Here is a 25,722-nt window from a genome sequence, read left to right as displayed (position 1 = left end):
GGGCTGACGGACCGGCAACCAGAGTTCCCTACCATTTCGATAGGGAAATACATAGGCAACATCGATGCACCCGATAGACATCCACTATGTGGACGGGCCCTTCCGTGCTTCACCACCGGCGGTTAACGTCATCGCCATGACCAAGGCAGCGCGCATCTTCCTCGTGACCACCCGTCACGAGATGCCCATGTGTGCCATGCCGACCTGTGCCTGCGACTGCTGTCGCAGCTGTCAGCTCTGACGCGCCCCTTCGCCCCTGCAAGGTCAGCGCGCGCCGCCGGCCCGCAGCGCTGAGTCCCTGGTCAGACCCGGGAACCGGTCGCCTGCGCCCGTACGACGCGCACAACTCCCCCAGCCTCAGCTCGACGCCCGCGCGCCCCGCACGAACAGGACCCCACACATGGTCAACACGGCCCCTGCCCAGCCCCGAACGACCAAGCGACCCGCTCGCCCGAACGGCCAGTGGAAGATCGACGGCACCGCCCCCCTGAACCACAACGAGGAGTTCAAGGCGGAGTCCGACCCGCTGAAGGTCCGCGAGCGCATCGAGGAGGTCTACGCCAAGGAGGGCTTCGACTCCATCCCCGGCGACGACCTGCACGGACGGTTCCGCTGGTGGGGTCTGTACACGCAGCGCAAGCCCGGGATCGACGGCGGCAAGACCGCCACGCTCGAGCCGCACGAGCTCGAGGACAGGTACTTCATGCTGCGCGTCCGGATCGACGGCGGGGCGCTGACGACGGAGCAGCTGCGCGTCATCGCGGGCATCAGCACGGACTTCGGCCGCGGGTCCGCGGACATCACCGACCGGCAGAACCTGCAGCTGCACTGGATCGAGGTCGAGGCGATGCCGGAGATCTGGCGCCGTCTGGAGGCCGTGGGGCTGAGCACCACCGAGGCCTGCGGCGACGTGCCGCGGGTGATCCTCGGCAGCCCGGTCGCAGGCGTCGCGAAGGACGAGCTCATCGACCCGACGCCGGTGATCGAGGAGATCCAGGAGCGGTTCATCGGGGACCCGGCGCTGGCGAACCTGCCGCGCAAGTTCAAGTCGGCGATCACCGGCCACCCGAGCCTCGACGTGGTGCACCAGATCAACGACATCTCGTTGGTCGCCGTCGACCACCCGGAGCTGGGTATCGGGTACGACGTGTGGGTGGGCGGAGCGCTGTCGACGGCGCCGCGTCTCGCGGAGCGCCTGAACGCCTTCGTCTCCGCGGAGGAGGCGCCCGAGGTCTGGCACGGTGTGGTCCGCATCTTCCGCGACTACGGCTACCGCCGCCTGCGCAACAAGGCCCGCCTGAAGTTCCTGCTCGCGGACTGGGGCGTGGAGAAGTTCCGCCAGGTCCTGGAGGACGAGTACCTGGGCTACAAGCTCCGCGACAGCATCGAGCCGCCGTCGCCCGCGTCGCTGGGCCTCGACGAGCGGGGCGATCACGTGGGCATCCACGAGCAGCACGACGGCCGGTTCTACATCGGCGCGGCGCCGACGGTGGGCCGCGTCTCGGGCGAGATCCTCGCGCAGCTCGCGGACCTCGCCGAGGCGCACGGCAGCAGGCGGATCCGGCTCACCCCGCAGCAGAAGCTGCTGGTGCTCGACATCGCCAAGGACGAGGTGGAGCCCCTCGTCGCCGGCCTCGCCGAGCTCGGGCTGCAGGCGCGGCCGAGCATCTTCCGCCGGAACACGATCGCCTGCACCGGCATCGAGTACTGCAAGCTCGCGATCGTCGAGACCAAGGCGACCTCGGCCGAGGCGATCACCCAGCTCGAGGAGCGGCTGGGGGACCTGAACGATCTCAAGCCGCTGAGCCTGCACGTCAACGGCTGCCCCAACTCGTGCGCCCGCATCCAGACGGCTGACATCGGCCTCAAGGGCCAGCTCGTGATGGACGACGACGGCAACCAGGTGCCCGGCTTCCAGGTCCACCTCGGTGGCGGCCTGACGTCGCTGGACCGGGACGACGCCGGGCTCGGCCGCACGGTGCGCGGTCTCAAGGTGACCGCCGACGGGATCGGCGACTACGTGGAGCGCGTGGTGCGCCGGTACGACGCCGACCACGACGGTGAAGAGACGTTCGCGCAGTGGGCGCACCGTGCCGACGAGGAGGCCTTGCGATGACCGCAGTGGAGATAGCACCGACGTCCGCTCTCTCGCTCTCCGGGCGCGGTGCCGGCTCGAACGGTGCCGGCCTGAACCCGCGGCTCGCGCGGGTGCGCGCCCGTGCGGCGGCCCGCGAGAGCATCCGTGCGATGCGCCCGGCCGCCCGGGCCAAGCGCCGCCGTCGGACCCCGGAGGAGCTGCGGGCCGTGGTGGAGCGCGGGCAGGCGCAGCTGAACGCGAGCGGGGGCACGCCCGAGGCGGACGCCCAGGCGGTCATCGCGTGGGCGGTGCGCGAGTTCGGGCCGTACATGGCGGTGGCGTCCTCGATGCAGGACTCCGTGCTGTCGCACCTCGTGGCCGAGCAGTTCCCGTTCGTGGACGTCCTGTTCGGCGACACGGGCTACCACTTCGCCGAGACGCTCGGCACGCGCGGCGCCGTCGAGATCGAGCTGGACGTCAACGTCGTGGACGTGCGCCCCGAGCTGAGCGTGGCCGAGCAGGACACGAAGTACGGGCCGCGCCTGCACGAGCGCGACCCCGAGGCCTGCTGCGCCATGCGCAAGGTGGCGCCGATGAAGAAGGCGCTGGAGAACTACGAGGCGTGGGCCACCGGTGTGCGCCGCAGCGAGACCGCCGCACGCGCCAACGCGCCGCTCGTCAGCTGGGACGAGCGCAACGGCGTGGTCAAGATCAACCCGATCGCCGCGTGGACCGACGACCAGGTCTCCGAGTACGCCGACCGGCACGGCCTCGTCGTGAACCCGCTGCTCGCCGACGGCTACCCGTCGGTCGGCTGCGAGCCGTGCACCGCCCGGCCGCTGCCGGGCGAGGACGCGCGCTCCGGCCGGTGGGCCGGGCGCGACAAGGACGAGTGCGGTCTCCATGTCTGACGCCGCGCCGCTGCCCACCGCCGAGGCGCAGGATGGAGGGGTGGCGCACGAGATCTACCCCCTGGGGCTGAAGATCACCGGGCGGCTCGTCGTGGTGGTCGGCGGCGGGCCGGTCGCCGCGCGCCGTGCCCGGGCGCTCGTCGAGGCGGGCGCGCGGGTGCGCGTGGTCGCGCCCGACGTCTGCGAGGAGCTGGCGGTGCTGGCCCGCGTGTCGGCGCCCGGTGCGGTGGAGCTCGTCGCCCGTGCCTACCGGCCGGGCGACCTTGATGAGGCATGGCTCGTGCACACGGCGACAGGTTCGGCCGAGGTGGACCATCAGGTGTCCGACGACGCCGAGCGCGCCCGGGTCTTCTGCGTCACCGCGGGCGACGCCTCGGTGGGCAGCGCATGGGTCCCGGCAGTGGCCCGCACCACCCTGACCGACGACGCCGAGGTGACCGTCTCGGTGACCGCCGGCCGCGACCCACGGCGCGCGACGGCGATCCGGGACGCCGTGTCGGCGGCCCTGCAGTCCGGCGATCTGCCGCTGCGCCGGCGCCGTCCGACACCGCAGGCCCTCGGCCGGGTCTGGCTCGTCGGCGGCGGTCCCGGCGACACCGGCCTCGTCACGGCGCGCGGCCGCACGGTGCTCGCGCAGGCCGACATCGTGATCATCGACCGGCTCGGCCCACGCGCGCTGCTCCACGAGCTCTCGCCCGACGTCGAGGTCATCGATGTCGGCAAGACCAGCGGCAACCATCCGGTGCCGCAGCACGAGATCAACGCGCTGCTGATCCAGCACGCCCAGGCGGGACGCGACGTCGTGCGCCTCAAGGGCGGGGACCCGTACGTCTTCGGGCGCGGCGGGGAGGAGCTCGCGGCGTGCCGCGCGGCCGGCATCGAGGTCGAGGTGGTGCCGGGTGTGACCAGCGCCGTCTCCGTCCCCGCGGCGGTGGGCATCCCGGTCACGCACCGCGGGGTCGCCCGGGGCTTCAGCGTCCTGACCGGGCACGACGGCGCGGCCGAGGTGCCGGGCGGCGCCGACCACACGCTCGTGCTGCTCATGGGCGTCACCCGGCTGGCCGAGACCGCCGACGCGCTCGTGACCGCCGACCGCCCCGCCGCGACCCCGGCCGCCGTGATCGAGGACGGTTTCGGGGCCCGCCAGCGCGTCACCGTCGGCACGCTGGCGGACATCGCCGAGCGTGCCGCCGCCGTAGGCGTCCGACCGCCCGCGGTGGTCGTGGTGGGCAACGTGGTCCGCCTCTCGCCCGCCTGGGCGACACAAGCTCGTTGAGTGCTGGGTAGCTGCCGGCGCGAAGGCCATCAACCCGGCAGCTACCCAGCACTCAACGTAACTCCGCCGTTTTCGCCCGAATTCATTCTGTGGGTGAATTCGGCCGCCAAAGACAGAAAAGATTCCAACGCCCCTTTCGTCGCCGGTCGAGTTCCGGTAGGCATGCAGACGCCGCCATCTTCGCGGCCTTCTGCCGTGCCGTCACGCGACCAATGTTGACGGCCTGATCGGGGAGAACGCATGAGAACACAGAAACGACGTGCGCTGCGGTGCACGGTGGCCGCGATGCCTGCCATCGCGCTCGCCGTCGCCGGGCTCGCCGCGACCGGAGGAGCGACGACGGCGTCGGCCTCCGGCAGCAGCGCACCGGCCATCCAGCGCTCCGAGCACTACATCAACTATGCGGATGTCGCCGCACAACCCGAGATCGACGACGACGTCGAGATCACGCCCGGCGGCCGCACCATCGTCCACCAGGCCGAGGGCGAGACCGGCGTCGGCGTGGACGCCTCCGTCCAGGCCGCCTCCGACGAGGTCGACAAGAAGTTCGCCGGCGGCAACCCCGCGGCCGCACAGCAGCTGGCCGAGCTCGAGAACCAGGCGGTCGTCACCGGCTCCAGCCCCAAGAAGATCAAGGAGTCCCGGTACAAGCGGGCTCCGAAGACCCAGGAGGCCAAGCTCCTGACGATCCTGGTCGAGTTCAACGAGAACGCGAACGACGACTTCACCGACCAGATGGTGCCCACCTACTGGGGCTCGTCGGAATGCATGCCGGGCAACGTCCAGAACGGCCCGCTGCACAACAACATCCCGAACCCGGCCGACGCATCGCAGCCGGACAACAACACGATGTGGGTCGAGGACTTCTCGTCCGAGCACTTCGACGACATGCTCTTCACCGAGGAGGGCATCACCGAGCGCGTCCGCACGGACCTCACCGGGCCGGACGGCAAGCCGGGCTTCGACATCTCCGGCTACACCATGAAGAACATGTACGAGGAGATGTCCCGCGGCGCCTACACCGTCTCGGGCGAGGCCACGCCCTGGGTCACGGTGCCGCACTCCGAGGGCTACTACGGCGCTCAGCGCTGCTTCCAGAACGACGAGGGCGAGTGGGAGGCCGGGGCCTACCAGTCCATGAACGGCCACCCCGACAACCCCCTCGGACCGGGCCAGCTGCCCATCGACGCCGTGGCGGCGCTCGCCGAGATGCGGCCCGACTTCCCGTGGGCCGACTACGACATCGAGGACCAGGCCGACCGTGACAACGACGGCAACCTCCTCGAGCCGGACGGCGTGATCGACCACGTGGTGCTCGTCCACGCGGGCGAGGACAAGTCGGGGGGCGGCGGCGAACAGGGCACGTACGCCATCTGGGCCCACTCGTCGGCCGTCGCGGGTGGCGCCTCCATCCCGGGCACCGACCTGAAGCTGTCCAACTACATCGTGCAGCCGGAGGACTCCGGCGTGGGCGTGTTCGCCCACGAGTACGGCCACGACCTCGGCCTGCCCGACCTTTACGACACCGCCAGCGGCGGCGACTCCGACGTCGACTTCTGGGACCTGATGAGCTCCGGCTCGCACGCGGGCCCCATCTTCCAGTCGATGCCCACGCACATGGGCATCTGGGACAAGTGGGTGCTGGGCTGGGTGGACCCGGTCGAGGTGAACCCGGGAGACGACAGGACCGCCGTCAAGGTGGGCCAGGCCTCCCGCCCGCTGCGGGGCACCGAGGACGGCGTCAAGGTCAACCTGCCGGACAAGGAGATCACGCTGGGCACGCCGCACAGCGGCGAGAACATGTGGTACTCCGGTGCCGACCAGGACTGGGCCGACGCGCGCCTGTCACGCACCATCGACGTCCCGGTCGACGCGACGTTCTCCTTCTGGGCGGACTACGTGATCGAGGAGGACTGGGACTACGGCTTCGTCGAGGTCTCCACCGACGGTGGCGCCACCTGGGAGGAGCAGAAGGTCCTCGACGACACGGGCGCCGAGGTCACCACACCGGACGGGTACGCGGACCCGAACGGCCGCATGGCCGACTTCGGCCAGAAGAAGTACGGCCTGACCGGCACCACCGAGGGCTGGGCCCACCTGAACGTGGACCTGTCCGCGTTCGCCGGTACCACGGTGGACGTCCGGCTGCGCTACGCCACGGACGCGGCCTTCGTGGAGCGGGGCTGGTTCTCCGACGACTTCGAGCTCACGAGCGGTGACACGGTCGTGTGGAGCGACGACGTGGAGACGACCGACCCGGGCTGGACCGCGGAGACGACGACGTTCGTCGACACCACCGGTGCCGGCTGGCACACCACCTCGGGCTCGTCGGTCCAGGCGCAGTACTACCTGGTCGAATGGCGCAACCTGGACGGCTTCGACGAAGGACTGAAGTACGGGTACGACTCCACGTACGCGGCACCGCAGTCCGACGCGTGGAAGGTCGAGAAGATCGCGTACAACGCGCCCGGCATGCTCGTCTGGTACCGGGACACCACGTACGGCAACGCCAACCACGTGCTGAGCAACCTGTCGGCGCTCCCGAGCACCGGGCCGAAGGGCGGTCTGCTGCTGGTGGACAGCCACTTCGACCCGCTGCGCCGCGACGACTCGGCCACGCCGGACACGTCGGTGCTGAAGAACGTCCCGTCCCGTGCGCAGTCGTCGAACGTGGCGTTCGGCCTCCGGCCGACGTACCCGTTCACCGAGTGCATCACGGGTACGGACACCACGGAGGAGTTCTGCACGGACTTCGGGGCGCAGGCACCGGTGCGCACGTTCACGGACGATTCCGGCTGGTACCCCGGGCTCGAGCTGAACGACAACGGCGGTCTGTACTACCGCGACAACGACGCGTCCACCGTGGTGCCGTCCGTCGACAACTCGCCCTACACGGTGCGGATGGTCGACGAGCGCGGTCAGCTCCTGCCGGACGAGTTCGGGAACGACTACGGCATCGGTGCCATCACCGGCACCGGAGACCCGGAGGACGACGGGGTCGGCTACGGCACCGTGATCCATCTCAAGAAGGCGTTCAAGGGCAACACCTCGGCGCTGATCCAGATCACGCCGCCCCTCTCGGGGCAGTGATCCGCACCGCCGGGCAGGCAGCACCGCTGTCCGGACAGCAGTAGTCACGCACAGAGGGCGGGGCCACCAGCCAGGTGGTCCCGCCCTCCGCTGTGCTCAGCCTGCCTGTGCTCAGCCTGCCTGTGGCTCAGCCTGCCTGTGCTCAGGGGACCTCGTCCGCTCGCGCGAGGACGTACCGCAGCAGGTCGAGGTCAGCCGTCGGTACCGCGATGCTCCAGGCCCCGGACCGTGAGGCGCCTTCGAGCTGCGTGTACGCGGACCGGTCGAACCTCCCGCGCGCGGGCTGCTGCGTACCGAACACCCGGTGCGGCGCGGCGCCCAGCGCCGCCTCCAGGGACGCCACCGACACCGCGTCCAGCCCGACGCGGACCACCACCCGCCGGACCTTGCGCTCCATCAGGTACGCGACGACCAGCACGGCACCGCCGCCGGCGACCAGCGCCAGGTCCTGCGCCGGCACGCGACGGCGACCGAACACCGACAAGAGCTTGTCGACCACCGTTGCGGAGCCGGCGCTGCGCCGGACGGCGGACGCACGGCCGGGCGCGTACGCGGCGGCGCCCGGCGGCATCGACGTCGGCACCACCGGGTCGGGGCCTGGCGCTGCCGGTTGCGGGCCTGGCACCATCAGATCCGGGACCGGCGCGGCCGGTTGCCGGCCCGGCACCACCGGATCCAGACCTGATGCGGCCGGTTCAGAGAGGGGCACCACCGGCTCGTGGATCGGCTCCGCCGGTGTCGGGCCCTGCTCCGCCGGAGCCCCGTGCCGGGCCGCCTGCCTGCGAGGGCCACCCGCGTGGAGGCCCGTCGTCCGGCCGGAGCGGAGGCCCTCCCTGCGGCTCTCGCGGACGCTCAGCACGAGCCACTCCGCGGCGGCGGCTATCGTCACGGCCCCCGCCGCGATCCGCAGGACGAAGTTCAAGGGGTCCCAGGAGTTCGATGCGTTCGCGTAGGTGCTCACCATCCAGATGATGGCGGCGATCAGCGCGATCATGAGGCTGATGAGTCGACTCGTCCGCATGGAGGTTGGTTTCTTCGTCTCGAATCGGTCGGGTCAGCCGTCATCAGCTCGGCACGAGGAACAACCCCCGCCGATGCCCCCTCCGACAAACGCTCCCCCGCTGGGGCACAGCAGCGTATCAATGCGAACTAGCAGGTGGGACCGGTTCGACCATCTTCATCCGCTCGGCGACCCGCACGAGCGAGGTGGGCGGCTGTCACTCAGGTCAGAGCAGCCGGCGGGCCACCGCCCAGCGGGTCAGCTCGTAGCGGGACGAGAGCTGCAGCTTGCGGAGCACCGCGCTCACGTGGGTCTCCACGGTCTTGATCGAGATGAACAGCTCGCTCGCGACCTCGCGGTAGGAGTAGCCGCGCGCGATGAGGCGCATGACCTCCTGCTCCCGCTTCGAGAGCCGGTCGAGCTCGTCGTCCGCGACGGCGATGTCGTTCGCGGAGGCGCCGAACGCGTCCAGCACGAACCCGGCCAGCCGCGGCGAGAAGACGGCGTCGCCGCCGGCCACCTGTACCACCGCCGACGACAGCTCCGACGGAGCGATGTTCTTCGTGACGTAGCCTCGCGCACCGGCGCGGATGACGGAGACGACATCCTCCGCGGCGTCGGACACCGACAGCGCGAGGAACCGCACCCCCTCGGCCAGCAGGTCGGTGCAGCGCTGCACCACCTCGGCACCACCACCGCCGTTACCGCCGGGCAGGTGCACGTCGAGCAGCACGACGGGCGGACGGTGCTCGTGCACCTGGGCCACCGCGGAGTCGACGTCGGACGCCTCGCCCACGACGGTCACCCGGTCGTCCAGCGAGGCACGCACGCCCGTGCGGAACAGATGGTGGTCGTCCACGAGCACCACGGGCACCGGGAGCGGCACCAGCCCGCCGCCTGCCGCCGTCGCCTGGGTTGTCATCTCGTCGCACCTTCCGCCGTGGTGGGCGCAGCACCCGGGCCCGCCGTGGCCCGCGCCCTGCCGTTCTTCTCGTTCTTCTCGGTCTTCTTGTCGCCGTTCGCCGGCTTGTCCACCGGCATCCGGAGCCGCACCTCGGTACCCCAGCCGGGCCGGCTGACCACCTCGGCGGTGCCGCCCCGACGGCGGACCCGGCCGAGGATCGACTCCCGGACGCCGAACCGGTCCTGCGCGATCTCCTCGAGGTCGAAGCCGTCGCCGCGGTCGCGGACGAACACCTCGGCCACGGCGTCGGTGACCTCAAGGTATACGGACACGGGCGGCGCACCGTGCTTGAACGCGTTGAGCAGCGCCTCGCGAGCCGCCTGCAGCAGAGCCGAGGTGGCCTCGGTCGGCGGGCAGTCACCCACCACGACGGTCTCCACGGTGAGCGGCGCCACGGCGTCCTCGATCTCGGCGACGAGCTCCTTCAGCTCGGCGGCCACGGACGTGCCCGGCTCCTGCCGGTCGTCGTAGAGCCAGCCACGGAGCTCACGCTCCTGGGCGCGGGCCATGCGGGACACGGCCTCCGGGTCGGACGCCTGAGCGCGGATCAGGGCGAGGGTCTGGAGCACCGAGTCGTGCAGGTGGGCGGCGATGTCGGCGCGCTCGGCCTCGCGGGCGTGGGCGGCACGCTCGTCACCGAGCTGGCGCACCAGCCGGAACCACCAGGGCAGCGAGACGAGTGCGATGCCGGCCACCATCGCCACCGACGCGATGGTGGCCTGCATCAGCACGCTCGCGGGAGTGTCCTGCCCGACCAGCATCAGGACACCTAGCATGGTCAGCACGACGCCGCCGGCGAGCCGCAGCAGCGCCGTCCGCGACCGCAGGCCGGTGCTCGAGCCACCCACCCAGCGGTCCCGCTCGGTCGCGTCGACCTGGCTCCAGGCCAGCGCGACGCCGCCCAGGCCGATGAGCGCCGGCAGCACCCAGGATGCGACCGGGTCCCAGTCCGCGCGGAGCGCGATCATCAGCGCGGCGCTCGACAGCAGGACCACACCGATCCAGATGTCGCGGACCGCGAGCCGGGACACCGGCCCGGAGAGCCGCAGCCGGTCGACGAGGGATGCCGCACGGTCGGCGGCGCCGGCGTCGGCGTTCGCGTCGGTGGTCAGGCGCGGCGCGAGCCGGCGCCGGTCGACGGGGACCGTGTCGTCGGGCACCGTGGGGACCCCGGCGGGCACGGTGGCCCACCAGAAGACGTAGGCCACGAGGCCCGCGCCCGCGAACCACACGAGGACCAGGAACCCGAGCCGGACCAGCCACACGGGCACGCCCGTGTGCGCCGCCAGGCCCGCGGCGACGCCGGCCACCCAGCGGCCGCTGTATCCCGGTCCGGCCTTGCCCGGCCGGCGGAGGGTAAGTCTCTGGTTCACACCCTGATCGTCACATGTCCAGGCCCCCCTGAACACGGATGAGCCTCGATCTCAGGGTGCCGAGCAGGGGGAACCAGGGTTGGTTCAGGGCAGGTCCCGATGCCGGAGCGAGCGCCCGTCGACCAGCATGGAGGCATGAGCACCGACGAGACGCGTCCTGAGGGCGCCACGAACCAGCCGGGCGGTTCGGCCGACGCCAGACCGGTCGGCCCGGACACCAACTACGCCGGCCCGGCCTTCGAGCCGGCTGCCGATCCAGCGACCGACCCGACGGTCGATCCTGCACCCGCCACCTCCGGGCAGAAGCCCTACCCGGAGTCCGGCTTCTTCGCATCGATCCGCCGTGCTCTGTTCCCCCGCTCCGACCAGCGCTGGGTGGGCGGCGTCGCCGGCGGCGTCGCCGAGCGGATCGGCTGGGACCCGCTGCTGGTCCGCGGCATCCTGATCGTGAGCTTCTTCCTCGGCGGGCTCGGCCTCATCCTCTACGGCATCGGCTGGGCGCTGCTCCCCGAGCGCGACGGCCGCATCCACCTCCAGGAGGCGGCCCGCGGCGACTTCGACGTGGCGATGCTCGGCTCGGTGGCCGTGTTCCTGACCGGCTTCGCCTGGGGCGGCCCGGGCGGCTGGTGGGACGACGGCGGCTGGGAGTGGCTCGGCTTCTTCTTCTGGCTGGCCGTGCTGGGTGTGGTCTTCTACCTGATCGTGCAGGGTGTGCAGCGGCGCCGCGACACCTCCGCGGCCCGTCGCGGCCTGGTCCCCGGAGCACCGGGCGTACCCACACCCGGCATGCAGGCACCTGGGACGTTCGCCGCCGGTACGCCGGCTCCGGGAGCTCCTACCCCGGGTGCACCGACCCCCGGTACGCCGACCGGTCCCGCTGCGCCCCAGCGTCCCGGTGACCCCGGCGCCACCGCCCACTTCACGCCCGCACCGCCGGTGGACTACCGCAGGTCCGACGGCCTGGTCTACGCGACCGGCGCGAGCCCTGCCCCCTACCGCCCGGCGCAGGCGCCGTACCGGTCCGGGCCGACCCCGACGTCCCCGCCGCAGCCGACCTACACCCCGCCGCCGGCCCGTGCCCACCGTGGCCCGGGCGGCACCACCGTCGGGATCACGGTGGGTGTCATCCTGCTGACCGGCGCACTGCTCCTGGGCCTGCACCGGCTGAACGCCTCCGGCCTGCCGGACGACGCCGCCCAGGTCGCGGCGGTCTGGCTGGGTGTCGGGACCGTGACGCTCGGTATCGCGATCCTCGTCTCCGCCATGCGCGGTCGTACCAGCGGCATCCTCGGGTTCTTCGCGATCGTCGCCATGCTGTTCGGCTTCACCTACGTGATGGTCGCCGGGGCCGTCGGCCCGTACTGGGCGGACGACGCGATCTCGAGCGGTCGTGCGATCGAGGGCAGCATGTCGGGTCCCGACAACCCGGACGCGGTCACCATCACCGAGGGCACCGTCACGGTGCAGACCGTGCGGGAGGCGGAGAACGGCTTCTACGTCCAGTGGGGCGACCCGGTCATCGACCTCACGGAGCTCGACCTGGCCGAGGTCGAGCCGGGTGCGCCGGTGGTCGTGCCGATCCAGCTCGGCGCGGGCCAGACCGTCGTGATGGTGCCGGACGACGTGGCGGTGGAGGCGGACGCCTACGTCGCCGCGGGCACCGTCCAGTGGCGGGTCGACGACCAGGACCGCGCCGCCAGCGGCATGAACAGCAACAACTACTTCGCGAGCGACGAGGTCGGTGAGGACGGCGCGGTGCTCAGCCTCCAGATCGAGGCCGGCGCGGGCGAAGTCATCGTGAGCGAGACCAAGTGAGGGAGCGCGCCATGACCGAGCACACGAGCGACCACAAGAACCCGAGCAAGACCCCGAGCCGGCCCGAGGGCCAGGACACGAGCGAAACCATGGACAACAAGAACCCGCAGGACCCCGACACCACCGAGGTGCTGCCCGCGGCGGAGACCCCGCCCACGCAGGAGATCGCCCAGGCCACCCAGCAGCTCCCCCAGGGACCCGCACCCGAGGGCGAGGTGCACCCGGCCTACGGCGTCGCCGCGGCACGGGCACAGGAGCAGGAGGCGGCAGCGGCCGCCGTCCAGGACGCCCCGACCCACGACGACTCGGACCCGCTCGCCCCGCTGCGCGACCCCGCGCCCGAGGTGCCGGACACGCCCGAGGCGACCGCTCCGCCGTCGGGCACCGAGACCGGAACCGCACAGACCGCGCAGCCACGACCGGCACAGTCCCAGCCCGCCCAGGGGCAGGCCGTCCAGCAGGTCCAGCCCGCGCAGGCCTCCGTGCGGCGCGGCCCGCGGGTCGGGACGGCGGTGTGGGGGCTGATCGTGATCGCGGTCGGGCTCGGCATCCTCGCAGTCTCCGCGGGCGTGATGTTCGACCTGGGCGTCGCGCTGATCGTGCTGCTGGGCGCGGCGGGCGTGATCCTCGTCGTCGGTTCGGTGGTCTCCAGCCTCCGCCGGCGCTAGGGCGGCCCGGCCCGCCCGCGGTGCTCACCGGACCGCTCGCCGCCGCACCCCGCGGCCCCGAGCCGGACCCCGCAGGACGCAGATCCCGGACGCGACCACCGACGTGCCGAGCGACGCCCTCGCCGAGGGCCCGCTCGGCCAGGTGTCGCGGACGGGATCTTCCTGCGCCGGCTCCCGGTACGCCGCACCCGCGGACGCCCCGGGTGCGAGGATGACCAGCGTGCGTATCACTCACGTGTCGGACACCTATCTCCCGTTGCTCGGCGGGATCGAGGCCCAGGTGAGCCGCCTCGCCCGCCAGCAGGCGGCGGCCGGCCACGACGTGGAGGTCATCACCACCACGCCGGCCGCGCCCGGCGCGCACGGAGTGAGCACCACCGTCCAGGACGGCGTCACCGTCCACCGCATCGCCGCGCGCATCCCGGGCGGCTGGCCGATCCACCCCCGCTCCACCGCCCACCTGACCGCCCGCCTCCGGGCGGCGATCGCACGGGGCGAGCGGCCCGACGTCGTGCACCTGCACATGGGCGTGCTCGCACCGACCGTGCAGGCCGCGCTGCGACCCGTGACCCGGCTGGGGCTGCCCGCGGTGCTGACCGTGCACAGCGTGTGGGGCGGCGCCTGGCGCCTGTTCGCCGCGGCCGACGCCGTGGTCCGCTGGTCGCGCCTGCCCGTGCGGTGGTCGGCGGTGAGCGAGCTGACGGCGGCGCCGCTGCGGCGGCTCGTGCGCCGGGGCACCGGCGCGACGGGGGCAGGGACAGGAGCCGGCGGGACGAGGGCCGGCGGCGCCGACGTCGCGATCCTGCCCAACGGTCTCGACCTGGATGCCTGGCGGGTGCCGCGTACCGAGCGCCAGGCGCGGCCCGAGGGTTCAGGCGTGCACTTCGTGGCTGCTGCCCGGTTCGCCCCGCGCAAGCGGATGCTGCCGCTGCTCGCCGCGGTCGCCGACGTGGTGCCCCGGCTCCCCGACGGAGCACTGTTCGTGACGCTCGCCGGGGACGGCCCGGAGCGGGCGGCCGCACGCCGGTTCGTCGCGGAGCACGGGCTGCACGACGTCGTCTCCCTGCCCGGCCGTCTCAACAGCACGGAGCTCAAGCGGCTCTATGCGCGCGCCGACGTCTTCGTCGCACCCTCCCCGGCCGAGGCCTTCGGGATCGCCGCGCTCGAGGCGCAGGCCGCGGGGCTCGGCGTGATCGCCCACAGCGACTCGGGCGTGGCCGAGCGGGTGGTCGACGGCGCCACTGGCCTCCTCGTCCCCGACGACGCCGCACTCACCTCGGCACTCGTGCGGCTCGTGGCCGAGCCGGGCCTGCTCGACGGGCTGCTGGAGCGAGCCGCGATACCGCCGTCGGGCGTGGACTGGCCGGAGGTGCTGGTCGCGACGGAGCGGACCTACCAGGAGGCGGCGGCCCTGACAACAGCCCCCGGCCGAACGTAGGCCTGGTCGCACTCTCCGCCGTCATGCGACGATCACCCCTACGTTCGGCCCATCCCCTCGCCCGGTGTGGTGCGGGGCCGGACGGGCGCCGGTAGCCTCGGCCGGTGAGCCCCACCGAACCCCCCGCGACCAGCCCGGCCGCGCCCTTCGCCGTCCGGCTGTACCGGCGGGCCCGGGGCGAGGTGCTGCCGTACGCGGGAACCATCGCGGTGGTCGCCGCACTGGCCGTGGCCTGGGCGGTCTGGGCGAGCGGTCCGGGCTGGCTCACGCCCGCGTACGTCGTGCTGGCCGTCGTGGGCGCGGCGCTCGGCGTCATCGACGCGCGCACCCACCGGCTGCCGAACGCCCTGGTCTATCCCCTCACCTGGGCGATGGCGGCGCTGCTCGCCCTGGCAGCGCTCGGCACCGGCGACTGGGCTGCGCTCGGGCGGGCGGCGCTGGGCGGTCTGGCGTTCTTCGCCGTCTACCAGCTGCTGTACCACGTCGCGCCGCGCGGCGGCATCGGGTACGGGGACGTCAAGCTCGCCCTCAGCCTCGGCGTGGTCCTGACCTGGCATTCCTGGACCACGCTCCTGGTCGGCGTCTTCGCCGCGCACATCCTGGCCGGTGTCGTCGCGATCGTCCTGCTGCTCGGGCGGCGGGCGGGCTGGAAGACCGGCATCGCCTTCGGGCCGTACATGCTGCTGGGCGCCGTCGTCGGGCTGAGCTGGGCACGGCTCAGCGGCGGATGAGCCTCCGCACAGCACCGCGGCCCCGCCCCAGGAGAGGGACGGGGCCGCAGGAGATCACTCCCACTCGATGGTGCCCGGCGGCTTGCTCGTCACGTCGAGCACCACGCGGTTGACCTCACGCACCTCGTTGGTGATGCGCGTCGAGATCGTCGACAGCACGTCGTAGGGCAGGCGGGTCCAGTCCGCGGTCATCGCGTCCTCGGACGACACCGGGCGCAGCACGATCGGGTGACCGTACGTGCGGCCGTCACCCTGGACGCCGACGCTGCGCACGTCGGCGAGCAGCACCACGGGGCACTGCCAGATCTCCTTGTCCAGCCCGGCCTTGGTGAGCTCCTCACGCGCGATCGCGTCGGCCCGCCGCAGGATCTCGAGTCGCTCGGCGGTGATCTCGCCGACGATCCGGATGCCCAGGCCCGGACCGGGGAACGGTTGGCGGGAGACGATCTCCTCGGGCACGCCGAGCTCGCGGCCCACCGCGCGGACCTCGTCCTTGAACAGGGTCCGCAGGGGCTCGACGAGGTCGAAGTCCAGGTCGTCGGGCAGGCCACCCACGTTGTGGTGGCTCTTGATGTTGGCGGCACCCTCGCCGCCGCCGGACTCCACGACGTCCGGGTACAGGGTGCCCTGCACCAGGAACTTCACGTCCTCGCCGTGCTCGCCGGCCTCGGCGACGATGTCCCGCTGCGCGTCCTCGAAGACGCGGATGAACTCGCGGCCGATGATCTTGCGCTTGGTCTCCGGGTCGCTGACGCCCGCGAGCGCCGTCAGGAAGCGCTCCTTCTCGTCGCGGACGATGAGGCGCACGCCGGTCGAGGCGACGAAGTCGTTCTCGATCTGCTCGACCTCGCCGGCCCGCATGAGGCCGTGGTCGACGTGCACGCAGGTGAGCTGGTCGCCCACGGCCCGCTGCACGAGCGCCGCGGCCACCGCCGAGTCGACGCCGCCGGACAGCGCGCAGATGACGCGGGAGCTGCCGATCTGCGCCTTGATGGCGGCGACCTGGTCGGCGATGACGTTGCCGGGGGTCCAGTCGGGCCGCAGCCCGGCGCCCTCGTAGAGGAAGTGCTCGAGCACGGTCTGGCCGTGCGCCGAGTGCTTCACCTCGGGGTGCCACTGCACGCCGTACAGACGACGGCTGGTGTCCTCGAAGGCCGCGACGGGCGAGCCGCTCGACGTCGCGAGGACCTCGAACCCGACGGGGGCCTTGTGCACGGCGTCGCCGTGGCTCATCCACGCGGTCTGGTGCTCCGGTGTGTCGGCGAGCAGCACGCCGGAGGCGCAGACCTCGACCTCGGTGCCGCCGTACTCGCTCAGACCGGTCTGGGCCACCTCGCCGCCCAGTGCCTGCGCCATGGCCTGGAACCCGTAGCAGATGCCCATGACCGGCACGCCGGCCTCGAACAGCTTGGGGTCCACGAACGGGGCGCCCGCCGCGTACACGGAGGAGGGGCCGCCGGACAGGATGATGGCCGCCGGGTCCTTGGCGAGCATCTGCTCGACCGTGAACGTGTGCGGCACGATCTCCGAGTACACCTTCGCCTCGCGCACCCGGCGCGCGATGAGCTGGGCGTACTGCGCGCCGAAGTCGACGACGATGACCGGGCGGGGGGTCTGGGGCTGGCTCTCTGGCTGGCCTGAACCAGCGGTGGCGGGTGACGTCACCCGCCAAGTCTATGTGCCGGACGGCGGCCGGGCGCCCCGCACCTGTGTAATGTCCCGCACCTCCGAGGCCGCCCCGTCACCACTCGGCGAACGAGCCGTCGGCGTGCCGCCAGACGGGGTTGCGCCAGCGGTGCCCTTCCGCGGCGCGTTCGCGGACGTAGTCCTCGTTGACCTCGATGCCGAGGCCTGGCCCCTGCGGAATGGCCACGGAGCCTGCCTCGTAGGCGAAGACCGTCGGGTCGGCGATGTAGTCGAGCAGGTCGTTCGAGGTGTTGTAGTGGATCCCGAGGCTCTGCTCCTGGATCACCGCGTTGTAGGCGACGGCGTCGAGCTGGAGGCACGCGGCCAGGGCCACGGGGCCGAGCGGGCAGTGCGGGGCGACGGCGATGTCGTAGGCCTCGGCCATCGCCGCGATCTTGCGGACCTCGGTGATCCCGCCGGCATGGGAGAGGTCGGGCTGGATGATGTCGACCACGCCCGAGGTGATCACGTCCTTGAAGTCCCACCGCGAGTACAGCCGCTCCCCGAGTGCGATCGGCGTGGCCGAGCTCCGCAGCACGTCCGCGATGCCGTCGACGTGCTCGGACAGCACCGGCTCCTCGACGAACATGAGATGGAAGGGCTGGAGCGCGTCGAGCAGCACGCGCGCCATGGGGCGGTGCACGCGTCCGTGGAAGTCGACGCCGATGCCGATGTCGGGCCCCACCGCTTCGCGCACCGCCGCGACGTTGGCGACCACCTTCTCCACCTTGTCGCGCGAGTCGAGGTACTGGAGCTCCTCGGGACCGTTCATCTTGACCGCGGAGAAGCCCCGCTCGACGGCGTCCTTCGCGGCGGCCGCCGTCTCGGCGGGGCGGTCGCCGCCGATCCACGAGTAGACCTTGATGCGGTCGCGCACCCGGCCGCCGAGCAGGTCGTGCACGGGCACGCCGAGCGCCTTGCCCTTGATGTCCCAGAGCGCCTGGTCGATACCGGCGAGCGCGCTCATGTGGATGCCGCCGCCGCGGTAGAACCCGGCGCGGTACAGCACCGTCCAGTGCTCCTCGATCCGGCGGGGGTCCTTGCCGATCAGGTAGTCCGACAGCTCGTCGACGGCGGCGGCGACGCTGGCGGCCCGGCCCTCGAGAACCGGCTCTCCCCAGCCGACGATCCCTTCGTCGGTCTCGATCTTGAGGAAGAGCCACCGCGGCGGCAGGGCGAATGTCGTCATCGACGTGATCTTCACGGCGTGCCTCTCAGTCTGTTCAGGTGGTGCGGGTTCAGCGGTCGTGCCAGATCCGGACGAGCTCCGCGGCTCGCGCGCCGACCGTCGCCGGCGCGTCGCCCGGCCGGTAGAGGGAGGTACCGACCCCTGCGCCGGCCGCGCCCGCGGCCGCCCAGGCAGCGAGGTTGGTGGTGTCGACGCCACCGACGGGCACCAGCTCCGTCCCGGGCGGCAGCACGCTCGCCCAGGCCCGCATGCCGTCGATGCCGATGGTCGTGCTCGGGAACAGCTTCACGGCGCGCGCACCGGCGTCGAGCGCGGCGAACGCCTCGGTCGGCGTCGCCGCCCCGGGGTAGCTCCCCAGGCCGAGCCGCACGGTCTCCGCGACGACGTCCGCCCGGGTGTTGGGGGAGACGATGAGGGACGCGCCCGCGTCGGCGGCCCGGCGCACGTCGTCCGGGGTGAGGACGGTGCCCGCCCCCACGCGGCGGTCTGGCGGGCCGGCCGCCCGGATCCGCCGGATGGACTCGAGCGGCTCCGGGGAGTTGTACGGCACCTCGACGGCGTCGAAGCCGGCGTCGAGGACCGCCTCAGCCACGGCGACCGCGTCGTCGGGCGTCACGCCGCGAAGGATGGCCACGAGGCCGGTGGGCTGGGTGGTCATGCGGGCTGCTCCTCGGTGCTCGGGGTGGACAGGTTCGGGCCTGCCGGCGCCAGGCCGGCGTCCAGTGCGACGCGCCAGAGCCCGTGGGCGGCGGCGTCCTCCCCGACCGTGCGGACGGTCGCGCCGCCGCGCTCCAGCGCGCAGCGATAACGATGCTGGGTCGCCGGTGGCCCGCACAGCGCGACGACGCCGGACGAGGCGCCGCGCAGCGAGTGCCGGACCTCGGTGCCGATGAGCAGGCCGGAGACGTAGTCGGCCACCTCCGTGGGGTCCAGCCGGCCGGCGAGCACGAGCGGCCGCGCCGTGAAGAGCAGAGCGGTCAGCGCGCGTTCGTCCCCCTGCGCGGCCTCGGTGTCGAGCCCGCGGGTGAACGCGTCGGTGACCTCGGTGCCGGGCTCTCCCGTCGCGAGCCGCGCGAGGATGCTGTCCCGCATCAGCAGGGCGTAGAGCTCGCCGGTCATCGCGGTGGTGAAGCCGGTGACGCGGGAGCCGTCCAGGCGCACCCACTTGGAGTGCGTGCCCGGCAGCACCACCGTCTCCGGCCGGTCGGCCGTCACGGCGAGCGCGCCGGCGAGCTGGACCTCCTCGCCGCGCATGACGTCCGGGTCCGCGCCGGTGGCCCGCAGCCCGGGCACGATGTGGACCACCGAGTCCCCGGCCGGCACGACGGTCAGCCGCCCGGCGAGGTCGCCGAGCTCCGCAGGGACGTCGAGATACCCGGCCTCGGCCCAGCCGTGGTTCGAGCCGGCCATCCCAGCGCACAGCGCCGGCACGCCGGGGTGCTCGTCGAGCCAGGGGCGGCACAGGCGCGTGAAGGTCTCCTCGAACGCGGCGGCCCGGTCCTGGGGGGAGTCCGTCCGCCCCGAGACCGTGAGGGCGCCGTCGTCCGTCCGGACGCCGTCGAGCACCGACCCCGTGCCGTCCATGAGCCAGGCGCGGAACGAGGTGGTGCCCCAGTCGAGGGCGACCAGCGCGGCGTCGCGCGGCGGTGCGTCGTGAGCCATGTTCCGGACGTTAGGGCCAGCGTCCCGATTATTCGCACCGCGTCCCTATTATCGGGATAGCCTGACCCGATGGCCGTACTGTCCGACCCTCCTCCGGGTACGCAGACGCTCGCCCGCGGCATCGCCGTCGTCAACGCCGTCGCATGCGGCCGGACACGGCTGCGGGAGATCGCGGAGGAGACAGGGGTGAGCCGCAGCACCACCCACCGCCTGCTCCAGCTGCTCCTCGCGACGCGCTATCTCCGCCAGCTCGACGACGGCGCGTACGCGCTCGGTCCCGCCCTGATCGAGCTCGGCTACCAGGCCTTGCAGGAGAACCCGGTGACGGGGGTGGCCGCACCGGTCCTGCGCGCCCTCGCCGAGCGGGTGCACGACACGGTCCACCTCGCGATCGAGGACCGCGGACAGGTGCTCTACCTCGACAAGATCCCGGGGACGCGCGGGGCGGTGATGCGCTCCCAGATCGGGCATCGCATGCCGCTGACCCGCACCGGCATCGGCAAGGCGTTGCTCCTCGACAGCCCGGCACGGTGGCGCGCCCAGTTCGTCGCCGAACGTCCCGCCGGGGCGACGGCCGACGGCGGCGACGGCCTCGCGCGAGACGTGCTCACCGCCGACACGTTCGTCCGGGTCATGGAGATCTCGGCCGGACGAGACGTCACCTTCGACCTCGAGGAGAACGAGCCCGGGATCCTCTGCGTCGCTGCCCCGGTACGGGACGCGTCGGGTTCGATCGTCGCGGCCGTGAGCGTCACGGCGACCCGCCCGTACATGCCGCCCGAGCGGCTCGAGGCCCTCGTGCCCGTGGTGCGGGACGCCGCCGCCCGTATCTCCACGGGCCTCGGTCAGCCCGTGGGCGCGTCGTAGCTGATCTCGACCCGTCGGTTCTTGGCCCGCCCCACCGGGTTGTCCTTGCCGTCCACGATGTTCTCCGCGATGGGCCGCCCCTCGCCATGGCCCTTCACCGTCAGGCGCAGGTCGGGGCGGGCGGTGCGAAGAACGTCGGCGACGGCGTCGGCACGGCGTTCCGACAGCTCCTGGTTGAACCGGTCCTCACCGATCGAGTCGGTGTGACCGTCCACGGCGACCTTCGCGTCCTGGGGGATCTCGTCGAGCAGGTCACCGACAGCCGCGCCGGCGGTTCGCGTGATCTGGTGCTTGCCGAACTGGAAGAGGAGGTCGGACGTCAGGCGGACCGTCGTCGTCTCGTCCTCCTCGATCACCGTCTCGAGCGGGGTCGTGGAGTCGTCCGGACGCAGGTCCCAGGTGGCGTCCTCCGCCAGGAGATCCCAGGTGGCGTCCTCCTCCACCAGGTCGAGGGTCGCGGCGGCGCGCATCGCGTCCGTGACCGTCACCGACGAGAGCTCCTCGAGGTCCGCCTGCTGCCGCTCGGCGATCTCCGCCATGAGGGCCGGGTCGGCCGACGGCGTGGGTGCCGCCGTCCCGTCCGTCCCGGCCACGCCGAGGGCGAGCACCGCCGCCAGCGCGCCTGCCGCCAGGGTCACGAGTCACCGTCCAGGTAGGTCACCTCGGCCTGGGTGAATCCGGGCAGGCCCTCGATCGGCATCACGTCGACGGTCGCCGGACGACCCTCCGGCGCGGGCAGCGACGCCCACCCCTCGACCGTGCCGTGGTTCGGGAACTTGCTGCCCACCTCGTCACGTGCGGAGGCGAGCATCGAGGCCTTGCACCGGACGGCGTCGACCGCCTCGCCCTTCCATGTGCCGTCGGTGCAGAACGGCCGGTACGCCTTGAGGTTGGTCGGGTCGATCACGCTCACCGCCGTACCGAGGCCCATGTCGTAGTAGGACAGGGCCGCGTCCGGCTCGGCGTCGTCACCGTCCCACCGCAGCGCCCAGCGCACCGTCATGGTCTGCTCGGACACGTCGACCGCACGCAGGGTGAGGGTCAGCGTGCCGGGCATCCCCGCGTCGCCGGGCACGTCCGCCGTCGTCTCGGCCATGGATCCGGTCACGGTCCGTGCGGAGCCGGTCGCCTCGACAGGGGCCGCCGGCTCGCCGCCCGCTGAGCCGTCGCCCGCCGCGTCGTCCCCTGATCCGGTGGTGCACCCGCTCAGTGCGAACACCCCCGCCACCAGCAGCGCGACAACCCGACCCGACGTTCGCCTCATGCGACTCCCTCTCGTGAGATGCCGGCCCTGTGGCGGCCGACCGGGAGAAGGTTCCACATCCGGCGCCCCGACGCACGGAAACCGAGTGGGGACCTCTCCCCTGGACACCGCCGCGTCACTCGTGCTGCCAGCTGTGCCAGAGCTTCGCGTACTCGCCGCCTGCCGCGACCAGCTCGTCGTGCGGGCCGATCTCGGTGATGCGGCCACCGTCCAGCACCGCCACACGGTCGGCGTCGTGCGCCGTGTGCAGGCGGTGCGCGATGGCGACCACCGTGCGCCCCTCGAGCACCGCGTTGAGCGAACGCTCCAGGTGCCGGGCCGCGCGCGGGTCCAGCAACGAGGTGGCCTCGTCGAGCACGAGCGTGTGTGGGTCGAGCAGCACCAGGCGCGCGAGCGCGATCTGCTGCGCCTGCGCCGGAGTGAGCTTGTAGCCGCCCGAGCCGATCTCCGTCGCGAGGCCGTCGTCGAGCGACTCGACCCAGCCGTGCGCGTCGACCGCCCGCAGCGCACCCATCAGCTCGTCGTCATCCGCGTCGATCTTCGCGAGCCGCAGGTTCTCCGCCAGTGACCCGACGAACACGTGGTGCTCCTGGGTGACGAGCGCCACGTGCTTGCGCAGCTCCTCCAGCGGCAGGTCCACCAGCGGGACGCCACCGACCAGCACCTGCCCGCCGGTGGGCGGGTGGATGCCGGCCAGCATGCGGCCGAGGGTCGACTTTCCCGAGCCGGACGGCCCGACGATCGCCAGCCGCTCCCCCACCCTGAGGTCGAGGTCGATGCCGTGCAGCACGTCCGTGCCCTCGCGGTAGGCGTAGCGCACCCCGGTGCCCTGGACGTGCTCGTCGGTGGGCTGCGCGTCGCCGGCCGTCCGGTCGGCGGGCACCAGCCGGACGCCGATGATCCGCGACAGGGACGTCGCGGCCACCTGGATCTCGTCGAGCCAGAAGATGAGCTCCCAGATCGGGCCCTGCAGCTGGTAGGCGTACATGACGATCGTGGCGACCATGCCGATGGTCACCGTGCCCTCCGAGGCGAGGAACCCGCCCCACACGAGGACCGTGATGGGCGCGAGCATGAACGCGAAGTCCACACCCGGGAACAGCACGGTCCGCAGGTTGAGCGTGCCGATCTCCGCCTCGAACGCCTCCTGCAGGTCGTCGTCGCCGCGCGTGGTCCGCCGGCGGCCGATCCGCAGAGCGTCGATGGTGCGTGCGCCCTCGACGGACTCGGTGACGGTGCCGTCGAGCCGGGCGTACGCCGCGGACTCCCGCTGGTAGGCAGGCGTTGCTCGTTTGAGGTACCAGCGCGCCACCGCGACGAGCACCGGGACACCGACGAACATGCCCAGCGCCACCAGCGGTGACACGACCATGCTCATCACGACCGTCAGCACGAGGGTGACCACGGCGATCACCAGGCGCGGCACGCCGAAGCGCACCGCGTTCTGGATCCGGCTGATGTCGCGCGTGGTGCGGGCGATGAGGTCGCCGGTGCCCGCGGTCTCGACCGTGGACAGCGGCAGCGCGGTGACGGTCTCGACGAACTCCTCACGCATGTCGGCGAACACGGTCTCGCCGAACACCATGGCGCGCCGCTGCGCGAACCGGGTGATCAGCGCCTGCAGCACCACGGCCGCGACCGCGACGAGCACCAGGTTGCGCGCCACCTCGATCGTGGTCCCGCCGATGACCGCGTCGACGAGCTTGCCCAGCACCAGCGGGCCGACCAGGCCGGCCAGGGCAGCCACCGTGTTCGCCACGGTGATGATGATCAGGGGTGACTTGTGGCGCGCGAGCAGCGTGCGGGTGTACCGCCAGGTCTCGGCGGCATCGGCGATCGGCAGGATCTTTCCCGTGCTCATGCCGTGCCTCCTTCCTGTGCGTTGGCTGCGTCCAGCAGCTTGTCGAGCTCGGCGTCGAGGTCCTCGTCCAGCGACCGGCCCACGACGCGGCGGTAGCGGGCCGCTTCCTGCCCGCCCTCCGCCGTGGTGGGCAGGTCCAGCAGCTCGCGGTGCGTCCCGTGCGTGACGACGCTCCCGTCCTCCAGGAAGATGACGTCGTCGACATGGTCGAGCACCAGAGGGCTCGCCGTGACGATCAGGGTGGTCCTGCCACGACGCCACTCGGTGAGCCGCTGCGCGATACGCGCCTCGGTGTGGGCGTCGACCGCCGAGGTCGGCTCGATCAGCACCAGGATCTCGGGATCGGTGAGCAACGCCCGGGCCAGTGCCACCCGCTGCCGCTGGCCGCCGGACAGCGAGCGCCCCTTCTCCGGGATCTCGCCCTCGATGCCGTCGGGCAGCGAGTCCAGCACGTCGTGCGCGTCGGCGATGTGCATGGCCCGCAGCAGAGCCTCCCGGTCCGCGGAGTCCCGTACGTCGAGCTCGCCCGCGAGCCTGCCCGAGAACAGCGACGGCGTCGCGTCGGCGACGACGATGCGCTCCCGCAGCTCGTCCTTGTCGAGATCGGCCAGCCGCACGCCGCCCAGCGTGACCGGGGTACCGGCCTCCCCCTGGTCGTCGAAGCGGCCCATCCGGATCGCGACGTCCGCCGACTCGTCCGGGTCCGCGCTCACCAGGGCGACGATCCGACCGGCACGGAGCGTGACGCCGGTCGTCTCGTCGACCAGCGGGACGCCGGCCGGCGGCATGGGCGCCGTCGACCCGTCCGCGCCGGTGGCCGGCACGACCTGCAGCACCTTGACCACCTTGCCGGCCGCGACGTGCGCCTTGGTCACGACGTTGACCGACTGCACGAGGAGGTGCACCGGCCACGACAGGAACGACGCGTACCCGTAGAAGGCGACGAGCTGACCGGTGGTGATGCGCCCGGCGATGGCCTCGACCGCGCCGAGGTACACGACGAGCGCGATGAAGAGTCCCGGCAGCAGGATCTGCAGGGCGTCGAGCACCGACTGGGTGCCCGCCACGTCGACGCCGGCCTGGCGCACCTTCTGCGACTGCGTCCGGTACCGGCCCGTGAAGACCTTCTCGCCGCCGATGCCGCGCAGGATCCGCAGACCGGAGACCGTGTCCGCGCCGAGCGTGGTGAGCCGCCCCTGGGCGTCGCGCTGGTCCTTCTGCCGCTTCTGCAGCGGCTTGACCAGCAGGGCGAGGATGGCGGCGACCACCGGCAGGCCGAGCGCGATGACGAGCCCCAGGGTGAGCGACTGGTCGAGCATCAGCACCACGACGATGCCGTAGGTGGTGATGCTGCCGATCGTCTGCCCGGCGATGGCGAAGACCTCGCCGATGCGCATCGTGTCGTTGGCGACCGATGACACCACCTCGCCCGTGGGCAGCTCCTTGGTGATGTTGTGCCCCGACCGCGACACGGTGCGCGTCACCAGCTGGGACGTGCGGAACGCCGCCTGCATCCAGGCCGCGATGTCCCACCGGTGCCCTATCGCGTTGGACGCGATCCACACCAGGCCGACGCCGAGCATCACGCCGGCCCAGGTCCACGTGGTCCGGTCCAGCCCGGACGCGGAGGCGCTGTCGATGATCCGGCCCAGGAAGAACGGCTGGAAGGCGCTGCAGGTGAACCCCACCACGCCGAACAACATCGCCCCGAGCAGCACCCGCACCTGCTTCCGGGCAAGCCACAGGAGCAGGGTGAGTGGTCCGCGCAGCGGCGGGGTGCCGGGATCGGCGAAGGGGAGGGAGCGCACGAGCAACACCGTACGGAGGACCACTGACATCGATCCACGCTT

Annotated in this window: 21 protein-coding genes; 9 read left to right on the top strand and 12 right to left on the bottom strand. The window is 72.3% G+C overall.

Annotated features, from left to right (window positions below; genetic code table 11):
• Window positions 1–400: 400 nt before the first annotated feature.
• From LUU90_RS16550 to LUU90_RS16535, 4 genes are all read left to right on the top strand, one after another.
• Entirely contained in the window at window positions 401–2,116 is a 1,716-nt protein-coding gene (locus LUU90_RS16550; RefSeq protein WP_275004663.1) for a nitrite/sulfite reductase, read from the top strand.
• Complete coding sequence (locus tag LUU90_RS16545; RefSeq protein WP_275004661.1) at window positions 2,113–2,988, top strand: phosphoadenylyl-sulfate reductase; 876 nt, start codon at window positions 2,113–2,115, stop codon at window positions 2,986–2,988. Before LUU90_RS16550 ends, LUU90_RS16545 begins: the two co-directional genes overlap by 4 nt.
• Window positions 2,981–4,264, top strand: coding sequence for a uroporphyrinogen-III C-methyltransferase (gene cobA / locus LUU90_RS16540; RefSeq protein WP_275004660.1), 1,284 nt, complete (start codon window positions 2,981–2,983; stop codon window positions 4,262–4,264). The genes LUU90_RS16545 and cobA overlap by 8 nt, the downstream gene beginning before the upstream one ends.
• 240 nt (window positions 4,265–4,504) lie before the next feature.
• Window positions 4,505–7,354 (top strand): immune inhibitor A domain-containing protein, encoded by a 2,850-nt coding sequence (locus LUU90_RS16535; RefSeq protein ID WP_275004658.1) that lies wholly within the window; start codon window positions 4,505–4,507, stop codon window positions 7,352–7,354.
• 142 nt (window positions 7,355–7,496) lie between these two features.
• On the opposite strand, the gene LUU90_RS16530 is transcribed toward LUU90_RS16535, so the two are convergent.
• The 3 genes from LUU90_RS16530 to LUU90_RS16520 all read right to left on the bottom strand — a co-directional run bounded on the left by LUU90_RS16530 (window position 7,497) and on the right by LUU90_RS16520 (window position 10,691).
• Window positions 7,497–8,375, bottom strand: coding sequence for a hypothetical protein (locus LUU90_RS16530; protein WP_275004657.1), 879 nt, complete (start codon window positions 8,373–8,375; stop codon window positions 7,497–7,499).
• Window positions 8,376–8,580: 205 nt separating this feature from the next.
• Entirely contained in the window at window positions 8,581–9,276 is a 696-nt protein-coding gene (locus LUU90_RS16525) for a LuxR C-terminal-related transcriptional regulator (RefSeq protein WP_275004655.1), read from the bottom strand.
• The gene (locus tag LUU90_RS16520) at window positions 9,273–10,691 is read right to left on the bottom strand and encodes a sensor histidine kinase (protein WP_275004654.1); all 1,419 of its coding nucleotides are present in this window, start codon (window positions 10,689–10,691) and stop codon (window positions 9,273–9,275) included. The genes LUU90_RS16525 and LUU90_RS16520 overlap by 4 nt, the downstream gene beginning before the upstream one ends.
• A 135-nt stretch (window positions 10,692–10,826) precedes the next feature.
• Between LUU90_RS16520 and LUU90_RS16515 the strand changes: the two genes are divergently transcribed.
• Together LUU90_RS16515 and LUU90_RS16510 are read left to right on the top strand one after the other, a co-directional pair.
• Window positions 10,827–12,506, top strand: coding sequence for a PspC domain-containing protein (locus LUU90_RS16515; protein ID WP_275004652.1), 1,680 nt, complete (start codon window positions 10,827–10,829; stop codon window positions 12,504–12,506).
• A gap of 11 nt (window positions 12,507–12,517) precedes the next feature.
• Entirely contained in the window at window positions 12,518–13,174 is a 657-nt protein-coding gene (locus LUU90_RS16510) for a hypothetical protein (RefSeq protein ID WP_275004651.1), read from the top strand.
• A 24-nt stretch (window positions 13,175–13,198) separates the two neighbouring features.
• Here the strand turns inward: LUU90_RS16510 and LUU90_RS16505 are convergent, their stop codons facing one another.
• Window positions 13,199–13,405: a hypothetical protein gene (locus LUU90_RS16505; protein ID WP_275004650.1), complete on the bottom strand. Its 207-nt coding sequence runs from the start codon at window positions 13,403–13,405 to the stop codon at window positions 13,199–13,201.
• Between LUU90_RS16505 and LUU90_RS16500 the strand changes: the two genes are divergently transcribed.
• Window positions 13,395–14,612 carry a glycosyltransferase family 4 protein gene (locus LUU90_RS16500; RefSeq protein ID WP_275004649.1) on the top strand — a complete coding sequence of 406 codons (1,218 nt, stop codon included), beginning with the start codon at window positions 13,395–13,397 and terminating at the stop codon, window positions 14,610–14,612. The two genes, LUU90_RS16505 and LUU90_RS16500, sit on opposite strands and share 11 nt — an antisense overlap.
• A gap of 104 nt (window positions 14,613–14,716) precedes the next feature.
• Window positions 14,717–15,343 (top strand): prepilin peptidase, encoded by a 627-nt coding sequence (locus tag LUU90_RS16495; RefSeq protein ID WP_275004647.1) that lies wholly within the window; start codon window positions 14,717–14,719, stop codon window positions 15,341–15,343.
• A 54-nt stretch (window positions 15,344–15,397) separates the two neighbouring features.
• On the opposite strand, the gene guaA is transcribed toward LUU90_RS16495, so the two are convergent.
• The 4 genes from guaA to LUU90_RS16475 form a co-directional block, all read right to left on the bottom strand.
• A complete protein-coding gene (guaA, locus tag LUU90_RS16490; protein ID WP_275004645.1) occupies window positions 15,398–17,008 on the bottom strand; it encodes a glutamine-hydrolyzing GMP synthase in 1,611 nt (536 codons plus the stop codon).
• Window positions 17,009–17,084: 76 nt separating this feature from the next.
• Window positions 17,085–18,218, bottom strand: a complete 1,134-nt coding sequence (dgoD, locus tag LUU90_RS16485) for a galactonate dehydratase (RefSeq protein ID WP_425596246.1) — start codon at window positions 18,216–18,218, stop codon at window positions 17,085–17,087.
• A gap of 49 nt (window positions 18,219–18,267) precedes the next feature.
• Window positions 18,268–18,876, bottom strand: coding sequence for a 2-dehydro-3-deoxy-6-phosphogalactonate aldolase (locus LUU90_RS16480; RefSeq protein ID WP_275004641.1), 609 nt, complete (start codon window positions 18,874–18,876; stop codon window positions 18,268–18,270).
• Window positions 18,873–19,880 (bottom strand): 2-dehydro-3-deoxygalactonokinase, encoded by a 1,008-nt coding sequence (locus LUU90_RS16475; RefSeq protein ID WP_275004640.1) that lies wholly within the window; start codon window positions 19,878–19,880, stop codon window positions 18,873–18,875. Before LUU90_RS16475 ends, LUU90_RS16480 begins: the two co-directional genes overlap by 4 nt.
• Before the next feature lie 69 nt (window positions 19,881–19,949).
• Here LUU90_RS16475 and LUU90_RS16470 point away from each other — a divergent pair, with 69 nt between their 5' ends.
• Window positions 19,950–20,747 (top strand): IclR family transcriptional regulator, encoded by a 798-nt coding sequence (locus LUU90_RS16470; protein WP_275004639.1) that lies wholly within the window; start codon window positions 19,950–19,952, stop codon window positions 20,745–20,747.
• Here LUU90_RS16470 and LUU90_RS16465 read toward each other — a convergent pair.
• The 4 genes from LUU90_RS16465 to LUU90_RS16450 all read right to left on the bottom strand — a co-directional run bounded on the left by LUU90_RS16465 (window position 20,726) and on the right by LUU90_RS16450 (window position 25,710).
• Window positions 20,726–21,385 carry an OmpA family protein gene (locus LUU90_RS16465; RefSeq protein WP_275004638.1) on the bottom strand — a complete coding sequence of 220 codons (660 nt, stop codon included), beginning with the start codon at window positions 21,383–21,385 and terminating at the stop codon, window positions 20,726–20,728. The two genes, LUU90_RS16470 and LUU90_RS16465, sit on opposite strands and share 22 nt — an antisense overlap.
• Window positions 21,382–22,011 carry a hypothetical protein gene (locus tag LUU90_RS16460; RefSeq protein ID WP_275004636.1) on the bottom strand — a complete coding sequence of 210 codons (630 nt, stop codon included), beginning with the start codon at window positions 22,009–22,011 and terminating at the stop codon, window positions 21,382–21,384. The genes LUU90_RS16465 and LUU90_RS16460 overlap by 4 nt, the downstream gene beginning before the upstream one ends.
• A 115-nt stretch (window positions 22,012–22,126) precedes the next feature.
• The gene (locus LUU90_RS16455; protein WP_275004634.1) at window positions 22,127–23,872 is read right to left on the bottom strand and encodes an ABC transporter ATP-binding protein; all 1,746 of its coding nucleotides are present in this window, start codon (window positions 23,870–23,872) and stop codon (window positions 22,127–22,129) included.
• Window positions 23,869–25,710 (bottom strand): ABC transporter ATP-binding protein, encoded by a 1,842-nt coding sequence (locus tag LUU90_RS16450; protein WP_275004633.1) that lies wholly within the window; start codon window positions 25,708–25,710, stop codon window positions 23,869–23,871. Before LUU90_RS16450 ends, LUU90_RS16455 begins: the two co-directional genes overlap by 4 nt.
• Between the last annotated feature and the right edge of the window lie 12 nt (window positions 25,711–25,722).

Origin of the sequence: Promicromonospora iranensis (genome assembly GCF_028994775.1) — a bacterium.
Taxonomy (GTDB): Bacteria; Actinomycetota; Actinomycetes; order Actinomycetales; family Cellulomonadaceae; genus Promicromonospora; species Promicromonospora iranensis_A.
Note: the sequence above shows the minus strand (reverse complement) of the source record. Positions and strands in the feature narration are given on the sequence as shown.

Coding starts and splice junctions, on each gene's coding strand:
- LUU90_RS16550 (WP_275004663.1), top strand. CDS start 401: ATGGTCAACACGGCCCCTGCCCAGCCCCGAACGACCAAGCGACCCGCT.
- LUU90_RS16545 (WP_275004661.1), top strand. CDS start 2,113: ATGACCGCAGTGGAGATAGCACCGACGTCCGCTCTCTCGCTCTCCGGG.
- cobA (WP_275004660.1), top strand. CDS start 2,981: ATGTCTGACGCCGCGCCGCTGCCCACCGCCGAGGCGCAGGATGGAGGG.
- LUU90_RS16535 (WP_275004658.1), top strand. CDS start 4,505: ATGAGAACACAGAAACGACGTGCGCTGCGGTGCACGGTGGCCGCGATG.
- LUU90_RS16530 (WP_275004657.1), bottom strand. CDS start 8,375: ATGCGGACGAGTCGACTCATCAGCCTCATGATCGCGCTGATCGCCGCC.
- LUU90_RS16525 (WP_275004655.1), bottom strand. CDS start 9,276: ATGACAACCCAGGCGACGGCGGCAGGCGGCGGGCTGGTGCCGCTCCCG.
- LUU90_RS16515 (WP_275004652.1), top strand. CDS start 10,827: ATGAGCACCGACGAGACGCGTCCTGAGGGCGCCACGAACCAGCCGGGC.
- LUU90_RS16510 (WP_275004651.1), top strand. CDS start 12,518: ATGACCGAGCACACGAGCGACCACAAGAACCCGAGCAAGACCCCGAGC.
- dgoD (WP_425596246.1), bottom strand. CDS start 18,218: ATGACGACATTCGCCCTGCCGCCGCGGTGGCTCTTCCTCAAGATCGAG.
- LUU90_RS16480 (WP_275004641.1), bottom strand. CDS start 18,876: ATGACCACCCAGCCCACCGGCCTCGTGGCCATCCTTCGCGGCGTGACG.
- LUU90_RS16475 (WP_275004640.1), bottom strand. CDS start 19,880: ATGGCTCACGACGCACCGCCGCGCGACGCCGCGCTGGTCGCCCTCGAC.
- LUU90_RS16470 (WP_275004639.1), top strand. CDS start 19,950: ATGGCCGTACTGTCCGACCCTCCTCCGGGTACGCAGACGCTCGCCCGC.
- LUU90_RS16460 (WP_275004636.1), bottom strand. CDS start 22,011: ATGAGGCGAACGTCGGGTCGGGTTGTCGCGCTGCTGGTGGCGGGGGTG.
- LUU90_RS16455 (WP_275004634.1), bottom strand. CDS start 23,872: ATGAGCACGGGAAAGATCCTGCCGATCGCCGATGCCGCCGAGACCTGG.
- LUU90_RS16450 (WP_275004633.1), bottom strand. CDS start 25,710: ATGTCAGTGGTCCTCCGTACGGTGTTGCTCGTGCGCTCCCTCCCCTTC.